20 protein-coding genes are annotated in these 22,129 nt (G+C 42.4%); 10 read left to right on the top strand and 10 right to left on the bottom strand.

From position 1 onward, the window contains the following. The first annotated feature begins 7 nt into the window (after window positions 1–7). The 4 genes from def to pepN all read left to right on the top strand — a co-directional run bounded on the left by def (window position 8) and on the right by pepN (window position 5,304). On the top strand, window positions 8–544 hold the full coding sequence (def, locus tag BCU91_RS17290; RefSeq protein ID WP_102438412.1) for a peptide deformylase: 537 nt from the start codon (window positions 8–10) through the stop codon (window positions 542–544). After that, entirely contained in the window at window positions 544–1,911 is a 1,368-nt protein-coding gene (locus BCU91_RS17295) for a hypothetical protein (RefSeq protein ID WP_102438410.1), read from the top strand. Before def ends, BCU91_RS17295 begins: the two co-directional genes overlap by 1 nt. A gap of 68 nt (window positions 1,912–1,979) precedes the next feature. Further along, entirely contained in the window at window positions 1,980–2,573 is a 594-nt protein-coding gene (gene lpoB / locus BCU91_RS17300; RefSeq protein WP_175609517.1) for a penicillin-binding protein activator LpoB, read from the top strand. A 97-nt stretch (window positions 2,574–2,670) separates the two neighbouring features. Next, on the top strand, window positions 2,671–5,304 hold the full coding sequence (gene pepN / locus BCU91_RS17305) for an aminopeptidase N (RefSeq protein ID WP_102532007.1): 2,634 nt from the start codon (window positions 2,671–2,673) through the stop codon (window positions 5,302–5,304). A gap of 91 nt (window positions 5,305–5,395) precedes the next feature. Here pepN and BCU91_RS17310 read toward each other — a convergent pair whose 3' ends face one another. Next, window positions 5,396–6,718 carry an endonuclease/exonuclease/phosphatase family protein gene (locus BCU91_RS17310; protein ID WP_241904109.1) on the bottom strand — a complete coding sequence of 441 codons (1,323 nt, stop codon included), beginning with the start codon at window positions 6,716–6,718 and terminating at the stop codon, window positions 5,396–5,398. Between the two features lie 212 nt (window positions 6,719–6,930). On the opposite strand from BCU91_RS17310, the gene BCU91_RS17315 reads away from it, so the two are divergent. The 3 genes from BCU91_RS17315 to BCU91_RS17325 all read left to right on the top strand — a co-directional run bounded on the left by BCU91_RS17315 (window position 6,931) and on the right by BCU91_RS17325 (window position 9,744). Then, window positions 6,931–8,307 carry a DUF4397 domain-containing protein gene (locus BCU91_RS17315; protein WP_198590495.1) on the top strand — a complete coding sequence of 459 codons (1,377 nt, stop codon included), beginning with the start codon at window positions 6,931–6,933 and terminating at the stop codon, window positions 8,305–8,307. Window positions 8,308–8,488: 181 nt separating this feature from the next. After that, window positions 8,489–9,052 (top strand): CIA30 family protein, encoded by a 564-nt coding sequence (locus tag BCU91_RS17320; protein ID WP_102519184.1) that lies wholly within the window; start codon window positions 8,489–8,491, stop codon window positions 9,050–9,052. Between the two features lie 92 nt (window positions 9,053–9,144). Next, the gene (locus tag BCU91_RS17325) at window positions 9,145–9,744 is read left to right on the top strand and encodes an HAD family hydrolase (RefSeq protein WP_102532009.1); all 600 of its coding nucleotides are present in this window, start codon (window positions 9,145–9,147) and stop codon (window positions 9,742–9,744) included. A gap of 168 nt (window positions 9,745–9,912) precedes the next feature. Here BCU91_RS17325 and BCU91_RS17330 read toward each other — a convergent pair whose 3' ends face one another. The 4 genes from BCU91_RS17330 to BCU91_RS17345 all read right to left on the bottom strand — a co-directional run bounded on the left by BCU91_RS17330 (window position 9,913) and on the right by BCU91_RS17345 (window position 12,087). Continuing rightward, window positions 9,913–10,383, bottom strand: coding sequence for a hypothetical protein (locus BCU91_RS17330; protein ID WP_102532010.1), 471 nt, complete (start codon window positions 10,381–10,383; stop codon window positions 9,913–9,915). After that, a complete protein-coding gene (locus tag BCU91_RS17335; RefSeq protein WP_102438397.1) occupies window positions 10,384–10,617 on the bottom strand; it encodes a hypothetical protein in 234 nt (77 codons plus the stop codon). A 120-nt stretch (window positions 10,618–10,737) separates the two neighbouring features. Beyond that, entirely contained in the window at window positions 10,738–11,085 is a 348-nt protein-coding gene (locus BCU91_RS17340; protein WP_102438467.1) for a DUF3024 domain-containing protein, read from the bottom strand. A 132-nt stretch (window positions 11,086–11,217) separates the two neighbouring features. Beyond that, entirely contained in the window at window positions 11,218–12,087 is an 870-nt protein-coding gene (locus BCU91_RS17345) for a DUF2971 domain-containing protein (RefSeq protein WP_102532011.1), read from the bottom strand. A gap of 1,293 nt (window positions 12,088–13,380) precedes the next feature. Here BCU91_RS17345 and BCU91_RS17350 point away from each other — a divergent pair. Then, window positions 13,381–13,596: a TIGR02450 family Trp-rich protein gene (locus BCU91_RS17350; RefSeq protein ID WP_102438391.1), complete on the top strand. Its 216-nt coding sequence runs from the start codon at window positions 13,381–13,383 to the stop codon at window positions 13,594–13,596. Here BCU91_RS17350 and BCU91_RS17355 read toward each other — a convergent pair whose 3' ends face one another. The 3 genes from BCU91_RS17355 to BCU91_RS17365 all read right to left on the bottom strand — a co-directional run bounded on the left by BCU91_RS17355 (window position 13,597) and on the right by BCU91_RS17365 (window position 15,034). Beyond that, a complete protein-coding gene (locus BCU91_RS17355; RefSeq protein ID WP_102438389.1) occupies window positions 13,597–14,268 on the bottom strand; it encodes a nitroreductase family protein in 672 nt (223 codons plus the stop codon). Between the two features lie 63 nt (window positions 14,269–14,331). Next, window positions 14,332–14,505, bottom strand: a complete 174-nt coding sequence (locus BCU91_RS17360) for a YbaM family protein (RefSeq protein ID WP_102438387.1) — start codon at window positions 14,503–14,505, stop codon at window positions 14,332–14,334. 154 nt (window positions 14,506–14,659) lie between these two features. Next, the gene (locus tag BCU91_RS17365; RefSeq protein WP_102438386.1) at window positions 14,660–15,034 is read right to left on the bottom strand and encodes a PH domain-containing protein; all 375 of its coding nucleotides are present in this window, start codon (window positions 15,032–15,034) and stop codon (window positions 14,660–14,662) included. 443 nt (window positions 15,035–15,477) lie between these two features. Between BCU91_RS17365 and BCU91_RS17370 the strand changes: the two genes are divergently transcribed. After that, the gene (locus BCU91_RS17370; protein WP_102532012.1) at window positions 15,478–16,197 is read left to right on the top strand and encodes a nucleoside-diphosphate sugar epimerase; all 720 of its coding nucleotides are present in this window, start codon (window positions 15,478–15,480) and stop codon (window positions 16,195–16,197) included. Between the two features lie 1,403 nt (window positions 16,198–17,600). Beyond that, entirely contained in the window at window positions 17,601–18,071 is a 471-nt protein-coding gene (locus tag BCU91_RS17375) for a hypothetical protein (protein WP_102532013.1), read from the top strand. Between the two features lie 302 nt (window positions 18,072–18,373). Here BCU91_RS17375 and cydC read toward each other — a convergent pair whose 3' ends face one another. Both cydC and cydD read right to left on the bottom strand, forming a co-directional pair. Next, complete coding sequence (gene cydC / locus BCU91_RS17380) at window positions 18,374–20,164, bottom strand: cysteine/glutathione ABC transporter ATP-binding protein/permease CydC (protein WP_102532014.1); 1,791 nt, start codon at window positions 20,162–20,164, stop codon at window positions 18,374–18,376. Beyond that, complete coding sequence (gene cydD / locus BCU91_RS17385; protein ID WP_102476893.1) at window positions 20,164–22,044, bottom strand: cysteine/glutathione ABC transporter permease/ATP-binding protein CydD; 1,881 nt, start codon at window positions 22,042–22,044, stop codon at window positions 20,164–20,166. The genes cydC and cydD overlap by 1 nt, the downstream gene beginning before the upstream one ends. Between the last annotated feature and the right edge of the window lie 85 nt (window positions 22,045–22,129).

The raw sequence follows: 22,129 nt of genomic DNA on the forward strand, positions 1-22,129 counted from the left end.
GGATTATATGCTAGAAAGTAACATTCTAACGATTGCTAAAACCGGTGCCGCTATTTTAACTCACCAAACTCAGCCCGTTGTTACTTTTGATCAAGCTCTGGTTCAGCTAACCGACGATATGATGGCTACTATGTTGGCAGCCAATGGAGTCGGGATCGCTGCGCCACAAGTGTTTAGTAATAAAGCGGTATTTATTATGCATTCAAGGCCAAATGCGCGCTATCCCTCAATACCCACAAGCCAAGCAACCATAGTTATCAACCCACAAATAATTAGCAGTTCGTTAGAGGTGGAAGCGGCTACAGAGGGATGCTTATCAATCGATAACCAGCGTGTTAGCGTCTATCGGCATAAACACATTAACGTGGAATACCAAACCTTAAGCGGTAAGTGGGTAACACAACAGTTGAGCGGCTTTGATGCCCGCATTTTTCAACATGAATTTGATCATTTACAAGGTATTACTTTGCTAGAAAGGATAAATATGCCAGATCAGCAACAGGCCTTCGACCAAGAAAAATCACGGTTGCAGGACGTATGCTAATGAAAGCACTGAGCAGTATTTTCCTATTGCCAATCCTGTTATCAGGCTGCGCTTATAATAGTGTGCTGATTAACTACCCTTCGCAAATTGCGCCGATTAAACAGCAACTCAGTGGCCCAACACCCAGCGCCAAACTTAATGAGTTGGCCGGTGAAATTGATACCAATGATGGCCTACTTTACGCCCAAGAAGCTGGCCGAGTAGCGCAAATATCGGGTGATTTTGATGCCAGTAAAAATTATTACCAACAAGCCATCAAAGCCTATCAAGCCTTTGATGACAGAGCCGTTATTAGCGCCTCAGACTTAACCGCCACCGCCAGTAGCCTAGTATTAAACGACAATGCCATTCCATATCGCGGCCCAGGCTATGAGCGCATTATGGTGCATCAATACCAAGCCTTTAACTATTTATTTGCCGGCGATCCCCAAGGGGCGTTAATTGAAGTGCGCCGCAGTAATGAGCTGCAAAGCAGTGAGCAGGCGCGCTACCAAAAATCGCAAAAATCAGTGCAAGCCATGGCTAATGGCACCATTGATAGCGAATTAAATAAATTAGGCTCAGCGGCTGGCACTGTCACCAGCTCCTTTTTAAATGCCTACAGCTATTACACCACAGGTTTACTACATGAATTACTCGGCGAGCCCAATGATGCCTATATTGATTACCGTAAAGCCGCTCAAATAAGCCCGAATAATAAATACCTCCAACAAGATTTAGTCAGGTTAGCCAAGCAACTTTCAATGCCGCAATATGATGAATTCAAACGCCGTTGGGGAGATGCCATTTTACCTAAACAAGGCCAAGGTCAGGTGGTGATGGTGGTTGAACGTGGCTTTGTCCCCGAAAAACAAAGCCTGACCGTGCCGTTTACAATTCATGGCAACTGGCAAACGGTGTCATTAGCCACTTACCAGCCCTATAACCAAGTGATCCCGCCCTCAATCATTCAAGGTTTTGGCACAGTGCTAAAAGCTGAGCCCATTGCCAATATCGATGCCTTAGCCATTAATGCCTTAAAAGAAGATTTACCCGGCGCATTGGTTCGACAAGCCGCGCGGGTCTATACTAAATCAGAGTTTACTCGCAGCGTCGAAAGTGGCAGTAAACGCCGTAATAATGAAGCCGATGCCGCCGCCATATTAATGCAAATTTTCAATGTAGTAACAGAGCAAGCCGACAGAAGAAGTTGGCTAACGCTGCCAAGGCAAGCGCAAATAGCGCGCCAATATATTGAGCCAGGCGCCTATCAAGTCAGCCTAGGTAACAGCCCAGCTGCGACCATTAATGTTCACGCTAATCGGGCCACCTTAATTTGGGTAATAGAAACTGGCAATCAAACCCGTTTTTATTCAATAATAATTTAATACGACTCCTATTTAACGCGACTTTTTAAAAACAACAACTTTACCTTTTATCTAACATGGAACTTACTATGAAACATTTTAAACTGATTTTTGTTTTAGCTGCGGTTATTGGGCTATCAGCGTGTCAATCTAAGGTTGAGTATGGCGATGCCACAGAAGTAGAAACCGTGAATGAAAACTTCGGTTCAACGGATCTACAAGTCATTGCCGCCAAAATGGTCGACAGCATGTTAACCTTCCCACCAGTGATCGTAATGACCCAAAACGATCGCCCAATTATTTTCGTTGATAAAATTAAAAATAAAACCTCAGAGCATATCGATACAGAGTCAGTGACTGACACCATCAGTAACAAGCTATTACGCTCAGGTAAGTTCCGCTTTATTGACATGACCAAAGTAGACTCAGTGCGTAAGCAGCTTGATTACCAAAACAATGCTGGCATGGTCGACCCATCGACTGCGATTAAGTTTGGCCGCCAAGTGGGCGCGCAATACATGCTATACGGCAATCTTTCTAGCATCGTAAAACAAGATGGCAGTACTAAAGATGTTTACTATAAAATGACCATGCGTCTTATGGATCTTGAAACAGGCTTAATTGAATGGTCTGATGAAAAAGAAATTCGTAAAGTAAAATCGAAGTCTTTCTTAGGCATGTAAGCCTATTCGATTTACAATCATAAGCCGACGTCACGTCGGCTTTTTTATAGCAAAAATAACAATAATAAAAACATAAAATTAGGTTAGGGAAGAATTTGTGAACTCGTTTAAGTCTGCGCTTATTGCACTGGTCTGCTCCAGTTTATTTGCCTGTAATGCCACCGCGCCCAATATCAAACCCCGAGATGGCAGCGCGAACATCACTCAGGGCCAAGCTAAAGCTCGCTCAAATGTGGTGTCAGAGGTAGATTACCAACTCAGTTTTACCCTCACTGGTGAAACCCGTTTTGAGGCCATTAGCAAAATAGATTTTAGCCTTGCAAGCACAGCGGAAGCATTAACCATCGACTTAAACCAAGCCAATATCAGCAAATTATTGATTAATGGCAAAAGCCTTTACCCTAACTACAATGGCGCATACCTCACCATTAACCCGCTGCTTTTATCAAGTGGCAAAAACACCATTGAGATAAGCTACAGCCGCGAGCACAGTACCAATGGCGAGGGCTTGCATCGCTTTGAAGACCCCGTTGATGGCAAGGTATATTTGTATTCCCATTTTGAACCCGCTGCTGCCCAGCAAATGTTTGCCGTGTTTGACCAACCCGATTTAAAAGCCAGCTTTCAAATTACTGTTGAAGCGCCGCCAAGCTGGCAGGTGATAAGCACCATGGCTGAAACCCATATTGAAGATCTTGGCGACAGCAAAATTTGGACTTTCCCAGCGACGCCAAAACTGAGCCCTTATAACTTCTCAATGCATGCTGGGCCTTATCATGTGTGGCAAGATAACTCAGGCAAATACCCCATGCGTTTATTTGCCCGCCAATCTGTGGCTGAGCAAGTTAACTATCAAGATTGGTTTACTTACACCAAGCAAGGCCTCAGCTTCTTCGATGATTACTTTGGTATTGACTACCCTTTTAAAAAGTACGACCAATTATTAGTGCCTGATTTTCTCTATGGCGCGATGGAGAATGCTGGCGCTATTACCTACTCAGAAAGCCGCTTTATGGTAAAAGACACCATGACCGCCGCCCAAAGGCAGCGGTTAGCTGGGGTTATCATGCATGAAATGGCGCACCAGTGGTTTGGCAATTTAGTGACCATGAAATGGTGGAATGGCTTATGGCTCAACGAAAGCTTTGCCTCCTTTATGGGCACCTTGGCCACCAGCGAAGCCACCGAATTTAACCACGCTTGGCGCAGCTTTTACGCCAGTGGCAAGCTAAAGGCGTATCAGCAAGATAGCCTAGTGACCACTCACCCCATCGAAGTTCCTGTGGCCAGTAGCAATAATGCCTTTGATAATATTGATGCTATTACCTATTCAAAAGGCGCGTCGGTGTTAATGCAATTACGCCATTTACTGGGCGCTGAGACATTCCAACAAGGTGTGCAGCAATACCTTAAAACATACAGTTATCAAAATGCCCAGTTAGCGGATTTTATTAATAGCCTTGCCAAAGCCAGTAATCGCGACTTAAGCCAGTGGACACAAGAGTGGCTGTACCAAGCTGGGGTTAACACCTTAACAGCCCAATACCAATGTAAAGACCATCGCATCAGCAAGTTTTCATTGCTACAAAGCGCCCCAAGTGAAGACTTTGCCACCCTGCGAGAACAAAAAGTACAAGTGGCATTATTTAGAGCAGCGCGGCATTTTATTCACCATAGCACCACGGTAGCGGTCACTTATAAAGGCGCCATTACCGAGGTACCTGAACTTGTAGGCGAGTATTGCCCAGACTTGGTTTACCCAAATTTTGATGATTGGGGCTTTGTAAAGGTTGAGTTAGATCAGCGCTCGTTTAACACGGTAAAGCAGCAGTTAGCTAAGGTCAGTGACCCATTACTGCGGTCAATGTTATGGCAAAGCATGTGGGACAGTGTTAGCGATGGCCACACCTCATTAAAGCAGTTTATTAATGTCGCCTTAGTTAATGCCCCATTAGAAAAAGACTACACCATTTTAGGCCAAGTCATTGGCTACTTAACAGAGGTGCAAAAAAACCTTCATAGCATGGCGCCTAACCATAAATCTTATGCCACTAAAGTCAGCAAAGCGCTAACACAAATGAGTTTACGCATGACCATGGAGCACCACGACGATGCTGATTTTCAGCGCCGTTGGTTTGATGCTTATATTAGCTTAGCCAGCGACAATGCCGCCCTTGGGCACTTAGCCGATATCTTGGCTGGCATTGCGCCGATTAAAGGGTTAACTATCAGTCAGGATTTACGCTGGAAAATAATCATTCAATTAAATCGCTATGATTACCCTAATAGCGCGGCGTTGCTGGCAAACGAAAAACAACAAGATAACAGCGACAGTGGCCAAAAATCTGCCATTGCCGCAGAAGTGTCTCGCCCTCAAGCTAGCCTTAAACGTCAATGGCTACACAAGATACAAGATGACAGCCGACTGCCCTTTGCCAAAGCCCGTATCGCCATGGATCATCTTTACCCAAGCGAACAAAAATTACTGAGCGCCGCTACTGCGGAGCAGCGTTTAGATACGCTAAGTGAGATTGATAAAAAAGGCCCGGTATTTATGCGCGCTTACAACCGAGCATTAATCCCCATGGACTGCACCAATGCCAATATTGAAGCTTTATCTGAAGTGTTAAATACCCAAACGGGATTATCGAAAATGACTCGGCGGGCACTGTTAGAAGCCCGCCAACAGGAACAAACCTGTGTCAGCATGAGTGAGGCCTTAGCAAGATAATAAGCGAGCGCTAGCTTTTTGAACTAGCACTAGCTTTTTGAACTAGCACTAGCTTTTTGAACTCGCGCTAGCTTTTTGAACTCACGTTAGCCTAGCGCCTAACCCTAAAGGTCATCATAATAGGCGCGTGATCAGTACTATCACTGTCACGCTCATATTCTGGCCTAACTAAGTGCCTATCGTAAGTTTGATAACCACTCACTTCCGCTAAATTGCGTGGGTGAGCGGCATCAAACTCACAGCTTGCCAAAATATAATCTAATACCGAGCCAGTATTGCCATAATAATGGGTTGCTGGCCTATCATGCTTATGTAAATCAGGCGCTGGTGCATCATCAATGTCGCTAGTCGATTCATCTGCATTAACACTAGATTCATATTCATCTTGGGCTAAGGTGGCATTGAGCTTTTGCCCTGCTTGAAACAATTCATAACTATCAAATAAACTAAAGCGTTCAAACTCAGCTTTAAGATTAACGTCATTCAATACTTTAAGGTTTGGATCGATAATATCGCTTCTAAACACTCGCTTGCTGTTAGCCCTAAAAGCCTCCAGTGCTGTGCTTTGCAATGAATCATTAAAATCACCCATTAATAACACCGGCAGCTGATTAGCCTGGCGGCGTTTGGCAATTTCATAAAATAGTAATGCCGCTTCACTGCCCCGCTGCATATTCGATGCCCACGTACCAAGGGCTTGTCTGGCCATAATATCCGCGCCACCAGTCATGCCAGTATCGGCTAAGGTGTCAATACCCATGCCACTGCGTTTAGACTTTAAATGCACCACATAACACTCACACTCACCAAAGTGAGGTATGTTTACCCTTGCCAGTAACGGTTGGCGGCTAAAGCTAAAATCACTGGCAATGCCCATCAGTGGCAACAGTGAATCATCAACGCTAATTAAGGCGGTTTCGGTGATCGGAAACTTAGAGGCCAGCGCCACCACTGGGCTTTGATAAACATAGTCACTGACTAAGGTGGGTTCATCTAATACTGCAAAATAGTCATAGCCTAAAGTAAGCAATAACGCTTTTAAAGCATCGGGGCTAAAGACTTCTTGAAAGCCAATAATGTCAGGTTGCTGCTCAGTGACATAGTCAGTTAACCAGCGACACTTTTTTTGCCATTGCTGATGGGAATAGATGTTTTCAAAATCATAATAAGCCGCAGGCGGCTCGATGAAGTTGAATAAATTAAACGAGGCCACCCGAAACTGGCGCTCAGTTTTTTGTTCAATTTTAGCGGCAACGCTAGGAGCAATTTCAGGTTCGACTTTAGATTTGATTTCAGCAGCGACATCTGCCGCTATTGGCAGTAACAGATCATTATTTTGATCCTTTTGCAGATCTTTTTCTAGACTATTTTTAAGAGCTTTATTCAGAGTATTTTGACGGCTTTTTAAACTCACACGCGACACCTTACAACACCGATTAAGACTACAGATTATCCCCTATTCACCCCTATGTCGATGTTTGTCATACCGACTAAAAATCACCCTATTAGAATCTCTAAAACCAACAATTGTGTTTAAAGATTAAATAAAAACATGATCCTAAATTAGCAAGTGCCGTATTACCCATCGACATGACAATACGACAAAATGAATTTGAGGATATAAAGATGAAACGGAAATACTCCCTTGCTCTGTGCTTTTCACTAATCGCCCTAACCGCTTGTTCAGATGATGACGATGACAAAATTGTTATTGAAGAACCCCCCAATATTGAATATGCCCAAGTACGCGTTATTCACGCATCAAGCGATGCGCCTATGGTTAATGTCACTGCCGATGGCGCTCAGTTATTAGCCGATGTCGATTACGCCGTTTCAAGTGGTTTGTTAGAAGTTGAAGCCTCAACCTACGCCATTACCGTAGATGCAAAGCTTGCAGATGGCACCACTACAACGGTATTGTCAGCCGACTTAGCCGCCGCTGCAGATATGGAATATACCGCCGTTGCTTTAGGTAACGTCAGCGATGAAAACTTGATGCTCAAATTGGTTGCCAATGAAAAAGCCGATATCACCGCAGACAATGCCCGAGTGCAAGTATTACATGCTGCTCCTGATGTGGGTTTAGTGGATATTTACGTTACCGAGCCAATGGCAGACATCGCCATGATGGAGCCAACCTTATCGGCCAATTACATGGATAACAGTGATCAGCTTGAAGTGCCGACCGCTGATTATCAAATTCGAATTACCCCAAATGGTGACAAAACCGTGGTGTTTGATTCAGGCACAGTCAATTTAGCCGCAGGTAATGATTACTTCATTTCGGCAATCCCAAATGAATGGTCAGGAGACTCACCTGTCGCGCTGTTAGTGGCATTACCAGATGCACAAGTACTTTTAAATGATGTGAGCAGTGGTAGCGACATCCGTGTAGTCCATGCCGTAGCAGACGCACCTGCTGTTGATGTGTTTCTTGATGGCAGCATGACTCCCGCCATTGACATGCTATCGTTTGGTCAATTTGCAGGTTACGTCAACATCCCAGAAGGCATGCACACAGTCACTGTGGCAGCTGATGCTGATAACTCAGTTGAAGTGATTAAAGATGCCGAAGTCGATTTAATGCTAGGTGCCAGCTACTCAGTGCTCGCTGTCGGCTCTTTATCTGACAACGACATTAGCCCTTGGGCCTTTGCCGAGCACACTCGCCGCATTGCAACTGAAGCTAGATTAAACGTCATCCACGCTTCGTACTCAGCGGGTAATGTCGATGTTTACCTCACCCCTACAGCCGACATCAGTGCATCAGAGCCTGCGCTAACAGATGTACCATTTAAAGCAGCGTCAGGTAGTTTAAGTGTTGCCCCAGGTGATTACACCGTAAGCGTCACTGTAACAGGTACTAAAACTGTTGCCATTGGTCCACTGCCAGTGAGCTTAGCTGCAAATGGGCTATACAGCGTTGCTGCAGTGGATGCAGAAAATGACACTTCTATGTTCTCAGTTATTCTAATGGATGACTTTGTTGCCGAAGAAGAGTAACAACCAATACTCATACTGATATCTACCCAGTATGAGTATTGATTAAACACGATTTACCAGTCCCTGCGTTACCTTTTGCGACTTATCCCTCACCCAGATAAGTCGCTTTTTTTACTAAAATCATCAATCAAAACCATAACTCAACTTAAATGCCAGCTAAACAACCTTGAGGCACAGCATTATGCTAAAGTTATTTCCGCTTTATATTGTCACTTTGGTGTTATTTCATTTACTCAGCATAAAGGCTTTCGCCATGGAAATTCAGTTTGATAACCCCAATCATGTCAAAGAGGGCAGAATAAGTAATGACACGGTAATGGGCGGATTATCGGCAAGTCAGCTTGACTCTCAACAAGGCCAAAATGCCGTATTTAGCGGTAATGTCTCGCTAGATAATAATGGCGGCTTTGCCTCGATAGAGTTTCAATTACGTCAAACAGCCCCTTATAGTGACCGTATTACCCTTAGGGTCTTTGGTGACGGTAAACGCTATCAATTACGCCTAAAAACCGCCAAACTGAGTTTTGGTGAAGCCTATGCCGCCGACTTTGATACGCAAGCGGGGCAATGGAGTGAACACACATTTACCGTGACAGATTTTCTGCCACGTTTTCGGGGTAGAAATATCAGCGCGCCAGCGTTAAAATTTGCTGATATCAGCCGTATTGGGTTACTGATCGCCGCCAAACAGCAAGGCCCATTTAGTATTACCTTAGATACGCTTATATTTGATAGCCACATATAAGCTCAAGCTAAGCATAAGCTGAGTAGAATCAGAGCGTGAGCGCGAACGGCTATCGCACCTCATCACCCTATTTTTGACTGCAAGGATTAGCAATGAAAAGTTTGGCCGGCATTAAAGGCGTCATTTTTGATTTAGATGGCACCTTGGTTGAATCAGCACTGGATTTTAGCCAAATAAAACAGGAATTAGGTTGCCCATGCGATGTTGACCTACTGGATTTTGTCGCCGATATTACCCATCCGCCTTTGCAAGATAGAGCCAACCAAATTATCTTGGCCCATGAAACACAAGATGCCACTAACGCCAAGGCCTTGCCGCATATGCAAGAATTGCTCAGCACCATTGAACAGTTAAGTTTGCCCAGCGCCATTGTTACCCGCAACAGTAAAGCAGCTACCGCCACCAAGCTTAGACAAAATAATATCAATCTCGAACTGGTATTAACCCGCGAGTGTTACCCCGCCAAACCCGCCCCAGATGCACTGCTGGCCATCGCCACCACTTGGGATTTAGACCCTGCGTCACTGATTTATGTGGGCGATTATTTATATGATATTCAAGCGGCGAAAAATGCAGGGATGAAGTCGGTGTTTATCAACCACAATAAGCAGCCTGATTATCAATCTCAGGCTGATTTTATTGTGAATGATTTACGACAATTACAACACGCGATTTTGGCGTCTAATAGCTAGTTAACTCGCTACTTTAGGGGCATGATTGGGATTGGTTTGTAACTTTTTTGGGACAAAAAGTGGGTTAGTAACGCCGCACTAAGCGGACTAAAATTGTGGGTTAGAATGTGTAGCGAAGCGAAACTTAACCAACTGTTTTAGTTCAATTTAAACACCTTGCTACACGTGCTATACAGTGACCCAAAAAAGTTCCTCATGGCTTTCTTTTTCTAAGTCTTTCCATGTAATCTTTGCTTGGTATTTTAATGGAGAGCCTAAGCATATTGCAGCGATTAACTTAACTCTGGTATTTGGCTTCATTTCTGGATGTGGGAATTTCTCTTCTACATCACTACAAAGTGGACTGTTTTCACAGTCAACAAGCTCAAACCTGACGTCAAATGCAGAGCCTTGCCCTGTATTGGAAATATAGAAAGAATATGACTTTCCTAATTTAGTTAACGATACATTAAATTTAGGCTTTATTTTGTCAGCCTTTTCTAATTCGATACTTTCAATTTGAAGCTTAGAAAGCTCAGCAGTGACCCTTTCTAGTTCTAGTTGTTCTTTAGCCAGTTTACGAGTTCGGATTAATGAAACTGAAGAAACCACTATAGCCAGTAATGAAACAAGACTACTTATAATTTCGTATTTGCTCATTTATTTAAACCCCTTGAACGCTTTCTTTAACATATTTTCAATTTCTTTTTTAGCTTCTGGAATAATGACTTCCTTAGCTTGCTCAATACCTACCTCTTTAAGGTCTGCCAGCATCATTTCAAATTTACAATGATTACATTTAACAAAGTCATCATCTTGTACATTATCAGGTTGTTCAAATTCAGTTTCACCACACTGTGGACATTGAATCTGTATGCTTTCAGTTTTGATCATGGCAACTCCGAATGTACGTGTAACGCCGCAATAATCGGACTAAAATTGCGGGTTAACATGTGTAGCAAAGCGAAGCGTAACCCACTGTTTTAGTTCCGTTATAACTACCTTGCTATACGTTTAACTAAAAAAGCAATCGTACTCATTTTGACCAACAACATTCAAGAAATCTTCTAGATGTTTGACTGTTGCTACAGGTTCATATACATGCCATTTAAGATCAGATTTTTGCCAATAGATCTTCCACACTTTTTGCGTTTTCACATATGTAGCTTTCGCAATCGGAATATCTAATTTTTCCGATGGATTTCTAAAGTTAGCTCTAATTTCAAATAGCACAACGCTTTGATTTTCAATTTGATAACTAATATCAAGCTGGTCTCTTACATGAACAGGAGGCCGATGCTCATCAATAAACTTATCTAACTCTTTCTCACAACGCTTTATTTCAAACTCACTGATTGCCATGATAAAACTCATCTCTCTGAATGACGTATAACGCCGCACTAAGCGGACAAAAATAGTTGGTTATAATGTGTAGCGAAGCGAAACGTAACCAACTGTTTTTTGTTCCGTTTAAGTGCCTTGTTAGCTTTCTCGCTACCAACTGTTGAAAGGTATTGTTGATACTTTAAGGTCTACATTATTAAACCCATTAGACTTTAATAAGTGCTCTATAGAAGATTTACACCGATGTTTTGCAGGGTTTGGACCTATTATTATCTCTTTAATACAGTCCTTAAACTCTTCTAGTATTGGCAGAACAATATAAGGAATGATATGGGAGTTTGAACTCCTAAATTCGTTCTTCACTGAAGGATTTCTGCTAATTATTCTCCATTCCGCTTCTTCGTGAAAACCGAAATCTTTCATCAAAGGTGCTGTTTCATTAATCTTTTCACAAAACTCTGATAAGGCAATATCAGCCAGTTCTTTATGCTCACCTGTTTCGAGAAGTGCTCTATAACCAATCTCTTGTTCAACCTGCCCCTTAGCGTCTAGAGCATCATACTCATCCCTAGTTAATTGAGGTTTTGGACATTTCTCTAGGCACTCATTAAGATATTTTAAAATGCGCTTTTCCTGAGCGCTTGTATCGTAGATGCATTTCTCTAATTTATATCCATGATTTTCACAAAAAGCTCGTATTTTTTCGTCATCAAACCCGATACATATCCCCGAACCTTGTGGGCAATAACCTCGCCATTGGCTAAGTAAGTCAGGCTTTTCACTAAAAGAACTAACAAACACATCATGCTTTTTCATTTTTTCTAGCGAGTCTCTTACGACCCAACCAAAAGCAGCAATATAATCATCTTCCATAAAGATATTACCTGAGTAGCTTTTTGCAAAACTTAATGCATGATGAAATTCACTGGAGTCATTCAAAAATTCACAATGGCTAGCCCAAATAGATTTGTTACTTACAACCCCAATTAAGCCGGTGAGGCTTGTATAGTGATAGAGCATAGAACCTCGATTTATGATGGAAAGCTAACAGCTTATTATCCAGCGTCTCGGATAAATCCCTGCTTATAATTAATTTTGAATTCAATTTATCATGTAACTTACTGATGTAAAGGAACTAATGCCTACTTTATTGGCCGCATTAAGGTTAATCACTCCGCAAAGTTGAGCCTGAACATTTATCGGGTCCATTGTTACTCAATATGAATAACATAAACCCATGAAATATATAAGTTAAACTTTCAACCTCAAATTTATCGATGCCAATTGACCTGATTTTGGCTTCGATAATAATGAAAAATTCTTAGAGGATTAATATAACTGCGTTAATACACAGTGATATTAAGCTTTAAACTTCATTTATATTGGCCCCGTTACAGCAGGCCATTACTTCAATCTAACCAATTGCCTGCCGCAGCTGATGTATAGGATATACAAATGTCGCGATCACATGGTCAATGATGTTCCCGACATCATCATGACATTTCCCAAATCCCTATGGGTCAGATGTGAAAGAGCGACCTTATGTGCAAGCACTACTGTGACACGCTGCATTCTTTATATAAATCAAAAGGTCCCTGAAAGCTCTGCCAAAACAAATAACATCCTTGTTAAACGGCCAGTTCGGCATCCATGCCTCTCGCTCAGAACGTTTCACACTGTGAAACTTCGCCATGTCATGGACGGTCACAGCTGCGCTTACACCGGAATGTTCATATCTTCGATTTAGCCTCATATATTGCGGCAAGTAAAAGCTAAAGAGTTGAAGATCTATTTGCCTCCGACTCAATTTGAATTGAGGACGCAGAGAAAATAGCGTGTGCTCACATGGATGTGAGCATAGCTTTCGCGGTGCAGGGTCACTCCTTAGCATCCATGCCACCGTGACATTTGTAAATCCATTTACTTCAGACTCACCATCGGAAGCGTTAGCATTTTCACTCTTTATAATAAACAGGGGCCGAAGTTAGCAACAAACGAAGTCAGAAGCTGGATCAATCCCCATCGAAAATTATGCGCTTTTCAGCATTTTTCGTCGGGGGCTGAGGGATTGTTAAGGGGGACAAGCAGTTTCCCCCTTGACTCTGGTGTGGGCGAAGCGCCACGACTTTGATTTTTACATGGCAAAATAAATTGAGGGCAAGTGTGAATGTGAAAAAACCACAATGTTAATCCAAACAGAGTTTGGAAACAGAACCCTTCTATAGCTGAACCTTTTAACCCGATTCAACGTAATAACGTAATGAGGTAAATAAACAATCAGATGAGATATAGACCGCCAACTAGGAGAAATGAATGAACCCATTACACCCAAAAAAGTTACTTCATAGTAAATGGACAAAGGTCAATGTGACCGAAAAACTAAAACACTTTTCGGTCACTAAAGTCAGTTTTGATGAACAACAAAACGTGATTGAATGCTTGATTAGAGCAGAGCTAAACGGTCAAGAATTTGCTATCAATTGGCGCGAGTTAAAACAAACCAGCCAGTGGTTACAAGGCTGGAAGTAATCATAAAAAATCACAAATCTCAGTTAACGGTTTCTTGTGTAAAGCATGCTCTGGTACCGTAGCATTCTCATCAGGATAACCAGCCACAATCAGCATATAGGGGCGCTCATTGTCATTATCTCGGCCACATACTTTACTTAAAAACGACATAGGTTTGGGAGTGTGAGTTAAGGTGCCAAGGCCTGCATTGTGCAGCGCCTGAATTAAAAAACCTGTGGCGATGCCTACCGACTCATGCACGTAATAATTCTGCTTTTGCTCACCATTATCTTCGCTGCGTTTTTTAGAAAACACCGCAATTAACCAAGGCGCGGTTTCTAGATAAGGTTTGCTGGCATTAGTGCCTAATGGCTTTAAATTATCGAGCCACTCTTCACCGCCGCGACCGGCATAAAATGCTTGTTCGATGGCTTCAGCTTGCTGGCGAATTTGCGCTTTAATCTCAGGGTTGCTGATGGCGACAAAGTGCCACGGCTGATGATTGGCGCCATTGGGCGCGGTTCCTGCCGCTAAAATACATTGCTCAATAACCTGCTGAGGAACCGCTCTATCAGAGAACTTACGTATCGAATGACGGCGTTTTACATTTTGATAGTTTTGCTGCGCCCGTTCAATCATCTCTGCTTGGCTATATTCGATGAAATCTGTCAGTGGTAAGTGAGCTTCGGTCATATCTGTTCCTTGATTATTTTAGTTCGACCATGTGAGTGGTTCTCAAGCCGTTACTCCGGGCAATTACGTGCCCTGTTGCTGCTTTTTTTTGAAATCAGCTAAGGTGATTTGTAATGCTTCAATCGCCGTTGTGGTATCTATTTTATTTTCTTCAAGTAACTGAATTAAATCGACCGCAAGTTGAATGGATTTAGGGGCATCATTCAGAGGTGATGGTTGCGGGTTATCTGTGGTCATTTGCGTTATCCAATATGTAAAGTAGGCCTAACCATACGCACATAATGATTGCGTTAAGGCTCAGCCAATATGTTAACTCAGTAATTGTTGTTGGCCTGCGGTTTCTTGTAAGCCGTTAGCTGGCAGCTTTGTTATAAAACACATTAACTCGCAATTAAAGTGAAAAGTTAGCAATGGCTTTTTGAATGCCCACCACATCAGTGCCTTTTTTTAGCTCTTTAACTATGGGTTGCTCTGTGCCTGAAATATAAATTTTCAGCTCGGCATCCATATCAAAGGTACCTGCGGTTTCAACAATAAAGTGAGTCATCGATTTATAAGCAATTGAATGATAACTCACCTTTTTGCCCGTCATGCCTTGTTTGTCGATTAAAATAAGCCGTTTGTCGGTGAACACAAACATATCGCGGATCAATTTATAACCCAGATGCACTGACTCATTGTCAGCCAAAATTGGCGCAAGCTCTTGCTCTAATTCTGCTAAATCAACTTCTGACGAGTTACCTAATATCGCATCAAATAATCCCATAACGTCTCCCTGTTTTTATGTTTTCAAACTGAATGGTCAGCTTATTCATTATATTTATGCCACAAAATACTGCGCTATCTTGATGATATTAACAAGCTTATTCCATGCTAAAACCGACACTTATTAGATGTTCAATGACAGCAGTTATGTACTGATAACCCGGTAATTTCCTATGCAATAGCGCTTTCTGCGCACTTATTTTGAGCCGTACTAACAAGCTTATTCCATGCTAAAACCAATACTTATAAATGTTCAATAGCAGCTGCTATGGACTAATAACCCTGCAATTACCAATGCAATTACCTATGCAACTACCTATTCAACTACCTATGCAGCAGCGCTTTTGCGCACTTATTTTGAGCCGTATTAACAAGCTTATTCCATGCTAAAATCTCTGCTTATAAAAAAGAGTCAACATGCTGGCTTGGTACTTTAGGAAAATTATGAATGCTGCAATAATTGGTGCCACAGGGCTTATTGGTGCAAATGTGTTACTTGGATTACTGGCTGATGAGCGCTACCAGCAAGTAGTGGTTTTAGGTCGACGTCTGCCACAACTGGCTGAAGGCACCCACGGCATCGACAAGCTCAGCTTTATTCAATGCCAGCTAGAAGACATCCCCAGTTTATCCATTCCGATCGACATCGATCATGCATTTTGTTGTTTAGGCACCACCATTAAGCAAGCGGGTAGCCAAGATAATTTTAAAAAAGTAGATGTGACTGCAGTTATTGATTTCGCTAAGTTAATCCAACAACATCAACTTAGCAGAAACCGTTCAAAGCCATGGTCTTTTTCAGTGGTCACGGCATTAGATGCCAATGCAAATTCAAGCATTTTTTATAATCGTGCTAAAGGTCAGGTACAGCAAGCCTTAGTCGCGCTTAACCTACCTAAACTAATGATATTTCAGCCAAGCTTGTTATTAGGGGAGCGTGCGAGTCAGCGAACCTTAGAAGATATAGGGCAAAAGTTTTTTGCTATTGCCTCTGGGGTATTTATCGGCCCTTTAGCCAAGTACAAACCCATTACAGGCAAGCTTGTGGCAGACAATATGCTAGCTGTTGCTATACAAGATAAAGAGCTAGTAAGTGATGCATCGTTAGAGAGAAAAGCTGTTAGGATTATTGATAATAAACAGATGCATCGACTGGTTAACTGAGTTTTACCCCCAAGGTTTGGTACCATGTTGAAGTTATCATTTTGAAAAAAGTCAAGGTCGTGGCGCTTCGCCCACACCAGACTAAAAGGGAGTGAACTGCGACTCCCTCTTAGAACACCCCGCAGCCCCAACGAAAAATGCTGAAAATCGCATATTTTCAACGGGGATTGATCCAGCTTTTAACTTCATCTTTAGCCGCCTTCGGTCATTGTCGAAAAGCCCTAACGCTTCCGATAGGCCATCCATGGCCTAACGAAAGCTAGCTTGGCATCCATGCCAAGCTCACGGCCTTTTCTCGATGACCTCAATTCAAATTGTGCATTCTTAGAAGATCAAAATACCTATACAACTTAAGCTTTCTAGCCCTTTAAGTTGTCACAAATACAGTCACATCGAAGAGACAATAATCCCAGTGTAGATGCAGCAGCGAGCTTCCAAAACATGGATGTTTTGGCAGAGCCTACATGGACGTACTTGCAGCGTCTCGCAGTTGTATCTGCACATAAGCCTGCGGCAGGCAATGGATTAGATGGAAGTGATGGAAGTGATGGATTACAGTAATTGCCCCAATATAAACGAAGTATAAAGTTGGTGGCTGTAACGCATTTATGTCCCAAAATGTGTTTCGCAACTCAAAAGGCAAGTTGGCCGAATAAAGCTTTGGCTTTAGAAAAGCTAATGATAAATGGGTTTGCTTAGTCTATAAGCTATGCCTGTCCTATCTTTGCTTTTCAGCAAAAGCATCGTTAATTGGTACTTTGTCATCTTTCAACCGCCAATCTAAAAATATGATTTGATCGTTTAATGTGGCATGGAGCTTAAAACTGGAAGGTGTCACTATCTTGTTGATTTATAGATATTAGATAGAGTTGTTTTACTAACATAATTTCGAATAAGTACCACTATAAGTGATTAGGAAAACCTGCGGCGCTAGAGTATTTATTGAAACTCACGCTAAATAAGCATCTTAAAACTACTTAAATAGTGGCTACATTATCCCCATCTAATTTATATGGCTAGATGGAGTGAAAATGGATTTACTTAACTCAATTGGTATAAAGGATGTGCTTCTTCAATACTGTGTTGGAGTCATTCTATTTCTTATTTTAGTTAACTCTTTGTATAAAATGGTTATTTGGGGTAAGAAAATGTCCAAAGGAGCATTTATATTTTTGGCAATTTTCCCTTAATTTCAGTTTTTCCGATCCCGCCCCCAGCATTTAAAAATGTGGAAAAAGCGAAACAGGAGCAACATAAGAGAAAAGAGGATAGTGGTGATCCGCCAGATGAAGAGTGAGGTTAATTATAGTTATAGTAAATTAAGCCACTAAGCCTTTTAATTCTTCATTTCAAATTTGTGCGCGAAAAATTCTAAATCAAAAATCCGATATTGAGCGAATATCATGGCCGATAAATATCAATCTGACTCACACAACAATCAAAAGGATAATTTTATGATTTTCAAGGAAGAATCAGTATTTAAAACAATAATACTATGTATGCTGACGTTAGGGGGATATTTGATGTATAAATTGTATACATTTTCAGTGCAAATTAATGAAAATACAGAAATGAAAATTTCAAAAGTATTTATGACTATAACTATTGTTTTGTTCTCGGTCTCACTTATTACTCTTGCTGTTGGTTTATTCTATTTACCTGAGAAGAAAATTTTAATCAGTTCGCTAGGGTTACATGTTCTTTCTACCGTTTTTGATATTTCATGGATATTAATGGTTCGTAATCGAATGAATCTAATCACTGGCGCCAAAAAAGGTGAGGCTCTGTGGTTGGATCCACTTAAAACTTCACTATTACATGTTATTTATATGCAACATAAGATAAATCAGGGCCATGAGCAAAGCTCCATGTAACAAAAACTTCTATTAGGTGACTAAAGCTTTAGATTGGCATTATCTCATATCCGATTGTCATACTTTCCCTAATGAGACTCATCATCTTAAGAGCTTTAACTCTAACAAGCTTTTGTCCAGAAATGAGTTTCAATCTTTATAGTCTGCAAGTAACCAGCTCAATTTGAAGCTAAAACAAAAAAACGCTAATCGCTTGGTTCAATCCCAAGTCGATTAGCGTTTTTTTGTTGTCATTATCGTTTCAAAAGCGTTTTCCAATTCCTTTCAAACGATAACAGTCCTTTCTAACGATACCAGTCCTATTAAGCTTCTTTGGCTAAATGCTTATATAAACCTTGGTATTCAGCACAATCTTGCATTAAGTCTTCATGGGTGCCACTGGCGGCAATCAGCCCATTATCCAGCATATGAATTTGATCCATTTCAGCCATGGCGGTGAGTCTGTGGCTTATCATCAGTAAGGTTTTACCTTCAGCAAACGTAAACAGTAAGCGTAAAATTTCCCGTTCAGTGCGTTTATCAAGCCCTTCGGTTGGCTCATCAAGCAATAAAATAGGCGCATCACGCAGTAATGCACGAGCCACCCCAATTCGGCGCTGTTCGCCACCTGATAACTGACGCCCGCCGTCACCAATCCAGCTGTCTAAACCAATTTCTTCACCGCGATCTGTAGCCGTTACGGACTCAAGTAACGTGCCTAAGCCCACTTGCTTTAACACTGCGATTAAGCGCTGATCATTGGCCTTTTTCTTTTGCCCCTCAACATAAGGTAAGGCAATGGTTAAGTTATCGCGTACTGTGCCAGCAAATAAATGCACCCGCTGACTCACCACTGTCATCGCGTTGCGTAATGACACTTCGTCATAGTCAGCAATATCATGACCTGATAATCTGATTTGACCTTGTTGCGGCATCCACTCACGGGTGATCAGTGCAAGCAAGCTTGATTTACCACAGCCCGTTGGCCCAAGTAAGGCCACTTTTTGGCCTTGGGTTATATGTAAATTAACCCCGGTTAAAATTGACCGCTCAGCTTGATAGCCAAAGTGAATGTCGTTTAACTCAAGTTCTGTAGCAGCTAATTCACCCCCTTGAAATTGGCGCTCACCGTACTGAATATCCCCTTGCTGATCGGTAATTTCAGTAATACGTTTAGCCGATAACACACAGCTAGATAAATGCTGAAACGCCCCAGAGATTGGCATCATCATTTCAATTGACGCCATAGTAGCAAACACCATTGTCGCCATTAAGGGGCCTGGCGGCACCTGCGCACCAACGCCTTGTCCAGCAAGATATAACATCATTACCACAGCAAAACCGTTCACCGCAATTAATAGCCCTTGGCTAAAACCAGTAATATTGGCCATGGCTGTTTGGCTGTTAAATAAGGCTGTTCCAGCATCACGTAATTTTTGTCTATAACGATCATTAGCTGCAAAAATGCTTAATTCAGCTTGTCCCTGAATAACATCAAGGATTAACACTCTAAAGTGGCGCTTAGCATCTACCACAGCCTCACCAGGTTTTCTGCCTAAGCGATAGAATATCAATGGCAGCACAATCCACACACTCAGCAACAAACCACATAGGCTTAACGCTAGGGTTAAATCAAACCAAGATAAAAATGCATACAAGGCAATGATGGTCAATAACGACGCTGTCATTGGCACCAGTAAGCGTAAATACAAATGATCTAAGGTATCGATATCGGCCACAAGACGGTTAAGCATGTCGCCTTGTCGTAACCCTTGCAGATTACTGGCACTAAGCGGAAACAGCTTTTTCCAAGACCAAACCCGTAAATCCGTAAGTAATTTAAAGGTCGCCTCATGGGTAGCTAAGCGCTCACCATAACGACTTGCGGTGCGGGCAATAGAGAAAAAACGCACCCCACCAGCAGGAGTAAAAAAGTTAAAGGCTAATGCCGTGGCTGCAGTTAAACCCGCGATGGCGGTTGCGGATAAAAACCAGCCCGATAATGACAATAAACCGATACCCGCAAGGATAGTAGTACAGGTAAGAAACAAGCCAATGGCCATCATCAGCCATTGGCGTTTAAACAATTTAAGGAACGGATATAAAACTTGCATTATTTATCCTCCTTAGTGCCAATGCTCTGCGCCATTTCGGCTTGGTTATTTACGTTTGCCGCGTCAGTATCAGATTCAGCAGTAATAAACAGTGATAAACCATCATCTTGTTGCTGCATTGATTTGAATAAACCCGGTTGCTGGCTGAGGGTTTTATAGTCGCCTTGTTGCACAAGGTTGCCATTATCAATCACTAAAATATTATCCATATCTTGTAGCTGGTCTAATCGATGGGTGATCATCAAGCTGGTTTGCTGCAACTTGGCTTGATTAAGGGCGGCGCTAACCAGTTGCTCACTTTGGTTATCAAGACTGGCGGTGGGCTCATCTAACAAGAATAAGCTCGCAGGTTGCGACAACGCCCGCGCAAGGGCAATACGCTGAGCTTGTCCCACTGAAATACCCGCTGATTGGTCACTAATAATGGCATCAAGCCCTTGGGGATGAGCCTGAACAAAATCAGCAATATTGGCTTGTTGCAGTAACGCCATAATCTCAGCATCGCTGAGCTGTGCGTTGCCTAGGCTGACATTATCGCGGATAGAGCCATGGAACAACTGCGGGTCTTGACCTAACCAAGCAAGCCTTGAGCGCCAATAGTTTTTATCAAGTAAACTCAGCTCAGCGGCATTAATTTGCAGTGAACCTCTGTAAGGTAAAAAGCCCAGCAAGGCATTTAATAAACTGGTTTTACCGGCGCCACTTGGGCCAACAATAGCAATATGTTCGCCGGCTTTAATGCTAAATGAAATCGGCCCTAATAAGGGTTTTCCCTCTAAGGTGAGCACTTCAAGATCTGTTGCGGTGATCACAATTTTACTGAGATCGGTGTTTCGCAGCTGGCCAGTTTGCTCGCTAAAGTTTTCGTCAACTTGCTTTAATGGATTAGGATGTTCAAGAAGTTCTACCAAGGCTTCTGCTGCACCAATGGCTTGTGCTTTAGCATGGTAATGGGTGCCTAAATCACGTAATGGCTGAAAAAACTCTGGCGCTAAAATCAGCACAAACATACCGGTAAATAAACTAATTTTAACCCCATAATGACCAAAATTAAGGTGCTCTAGGTAGCTAAAGCCAAAATACACCGCCAGCACAGCGATAGATAGCGCGGCAAAAAACTCCAGTACCGCCGAACTTAAAAATGCCATTCTCAGCACTGACATAGTGCGTTGCCTAAAGTCTTCTGAGCCAGTTTCGATTTGCTTTACTTCAGCTTCTGCGCGGTGAAACAGCTTGAGGGTACTTATGCCCTTTAAGCGATCCATAAAATGGCCGCTTAAACGTGACAGCGCGCTGAAGTTTTTACGATTAGCATCGGCGGCGCCCATGCCCACTAAAATCATAAACATGGGGATCAACGGCGCTGTGGCTAGTAAGATCAGCCCTGAGGCCCAATTGAGCGGAAATACCGCCACTAAAATAATTAGCGGAATAAACGCTGCCAGCATCATTTGCGGTAAATATTTAGCATAAAAATCGTGCAGATCTTCAACTTGCTCAAGAACCACACTGGCCCATGCCCCTGCTGGTTTACCTTTAATAAAAGCTGGACCTAAATCGGTGAGCTTATTGAGCACAGCTTCACGAATGTCGCCACGAAGGCGTTTACCCGCTTCAAAACTCAAACGCTCTCTAGCATATGCCAGCACCGCTCTGACTAGAATTAAACTAATTAAAGCGCCAAATTGCAGCGTAAAACTGCCCATGGGTAATTCCAGCATGATCACCCCATGGAGGATGGTCGCCAACAAGTAAGCTTGGGCAACAATTGCCACCCCATTAGCGGCCCCGGTAAAAATGGCTAATTTAAGGAAAATACCACAAGATGATTTCTGCGATTTAAGCCAGTGAGTGAGGGACTTTTCTAAAGTTTTATCCATTAGATTCCTGAAGAGAAATACGCCTAGATTGGCGCAGTAAAGTGTGGAAAATTGCCGCAGTATCGCAAGCTAAAGCCCTAGATTA

Origin of the sequence: Shewanella sp. 10N.286.52.B9 (assembly GCF_002873635.1) — a bacterium.
In the GTDB taxonomy this organism is placed as follows: domain Bacteria; phylum Pseudomonadota; class Gammaproteobacteria; order Enterobacterales; family Shewanellaceae; genus Shewanella.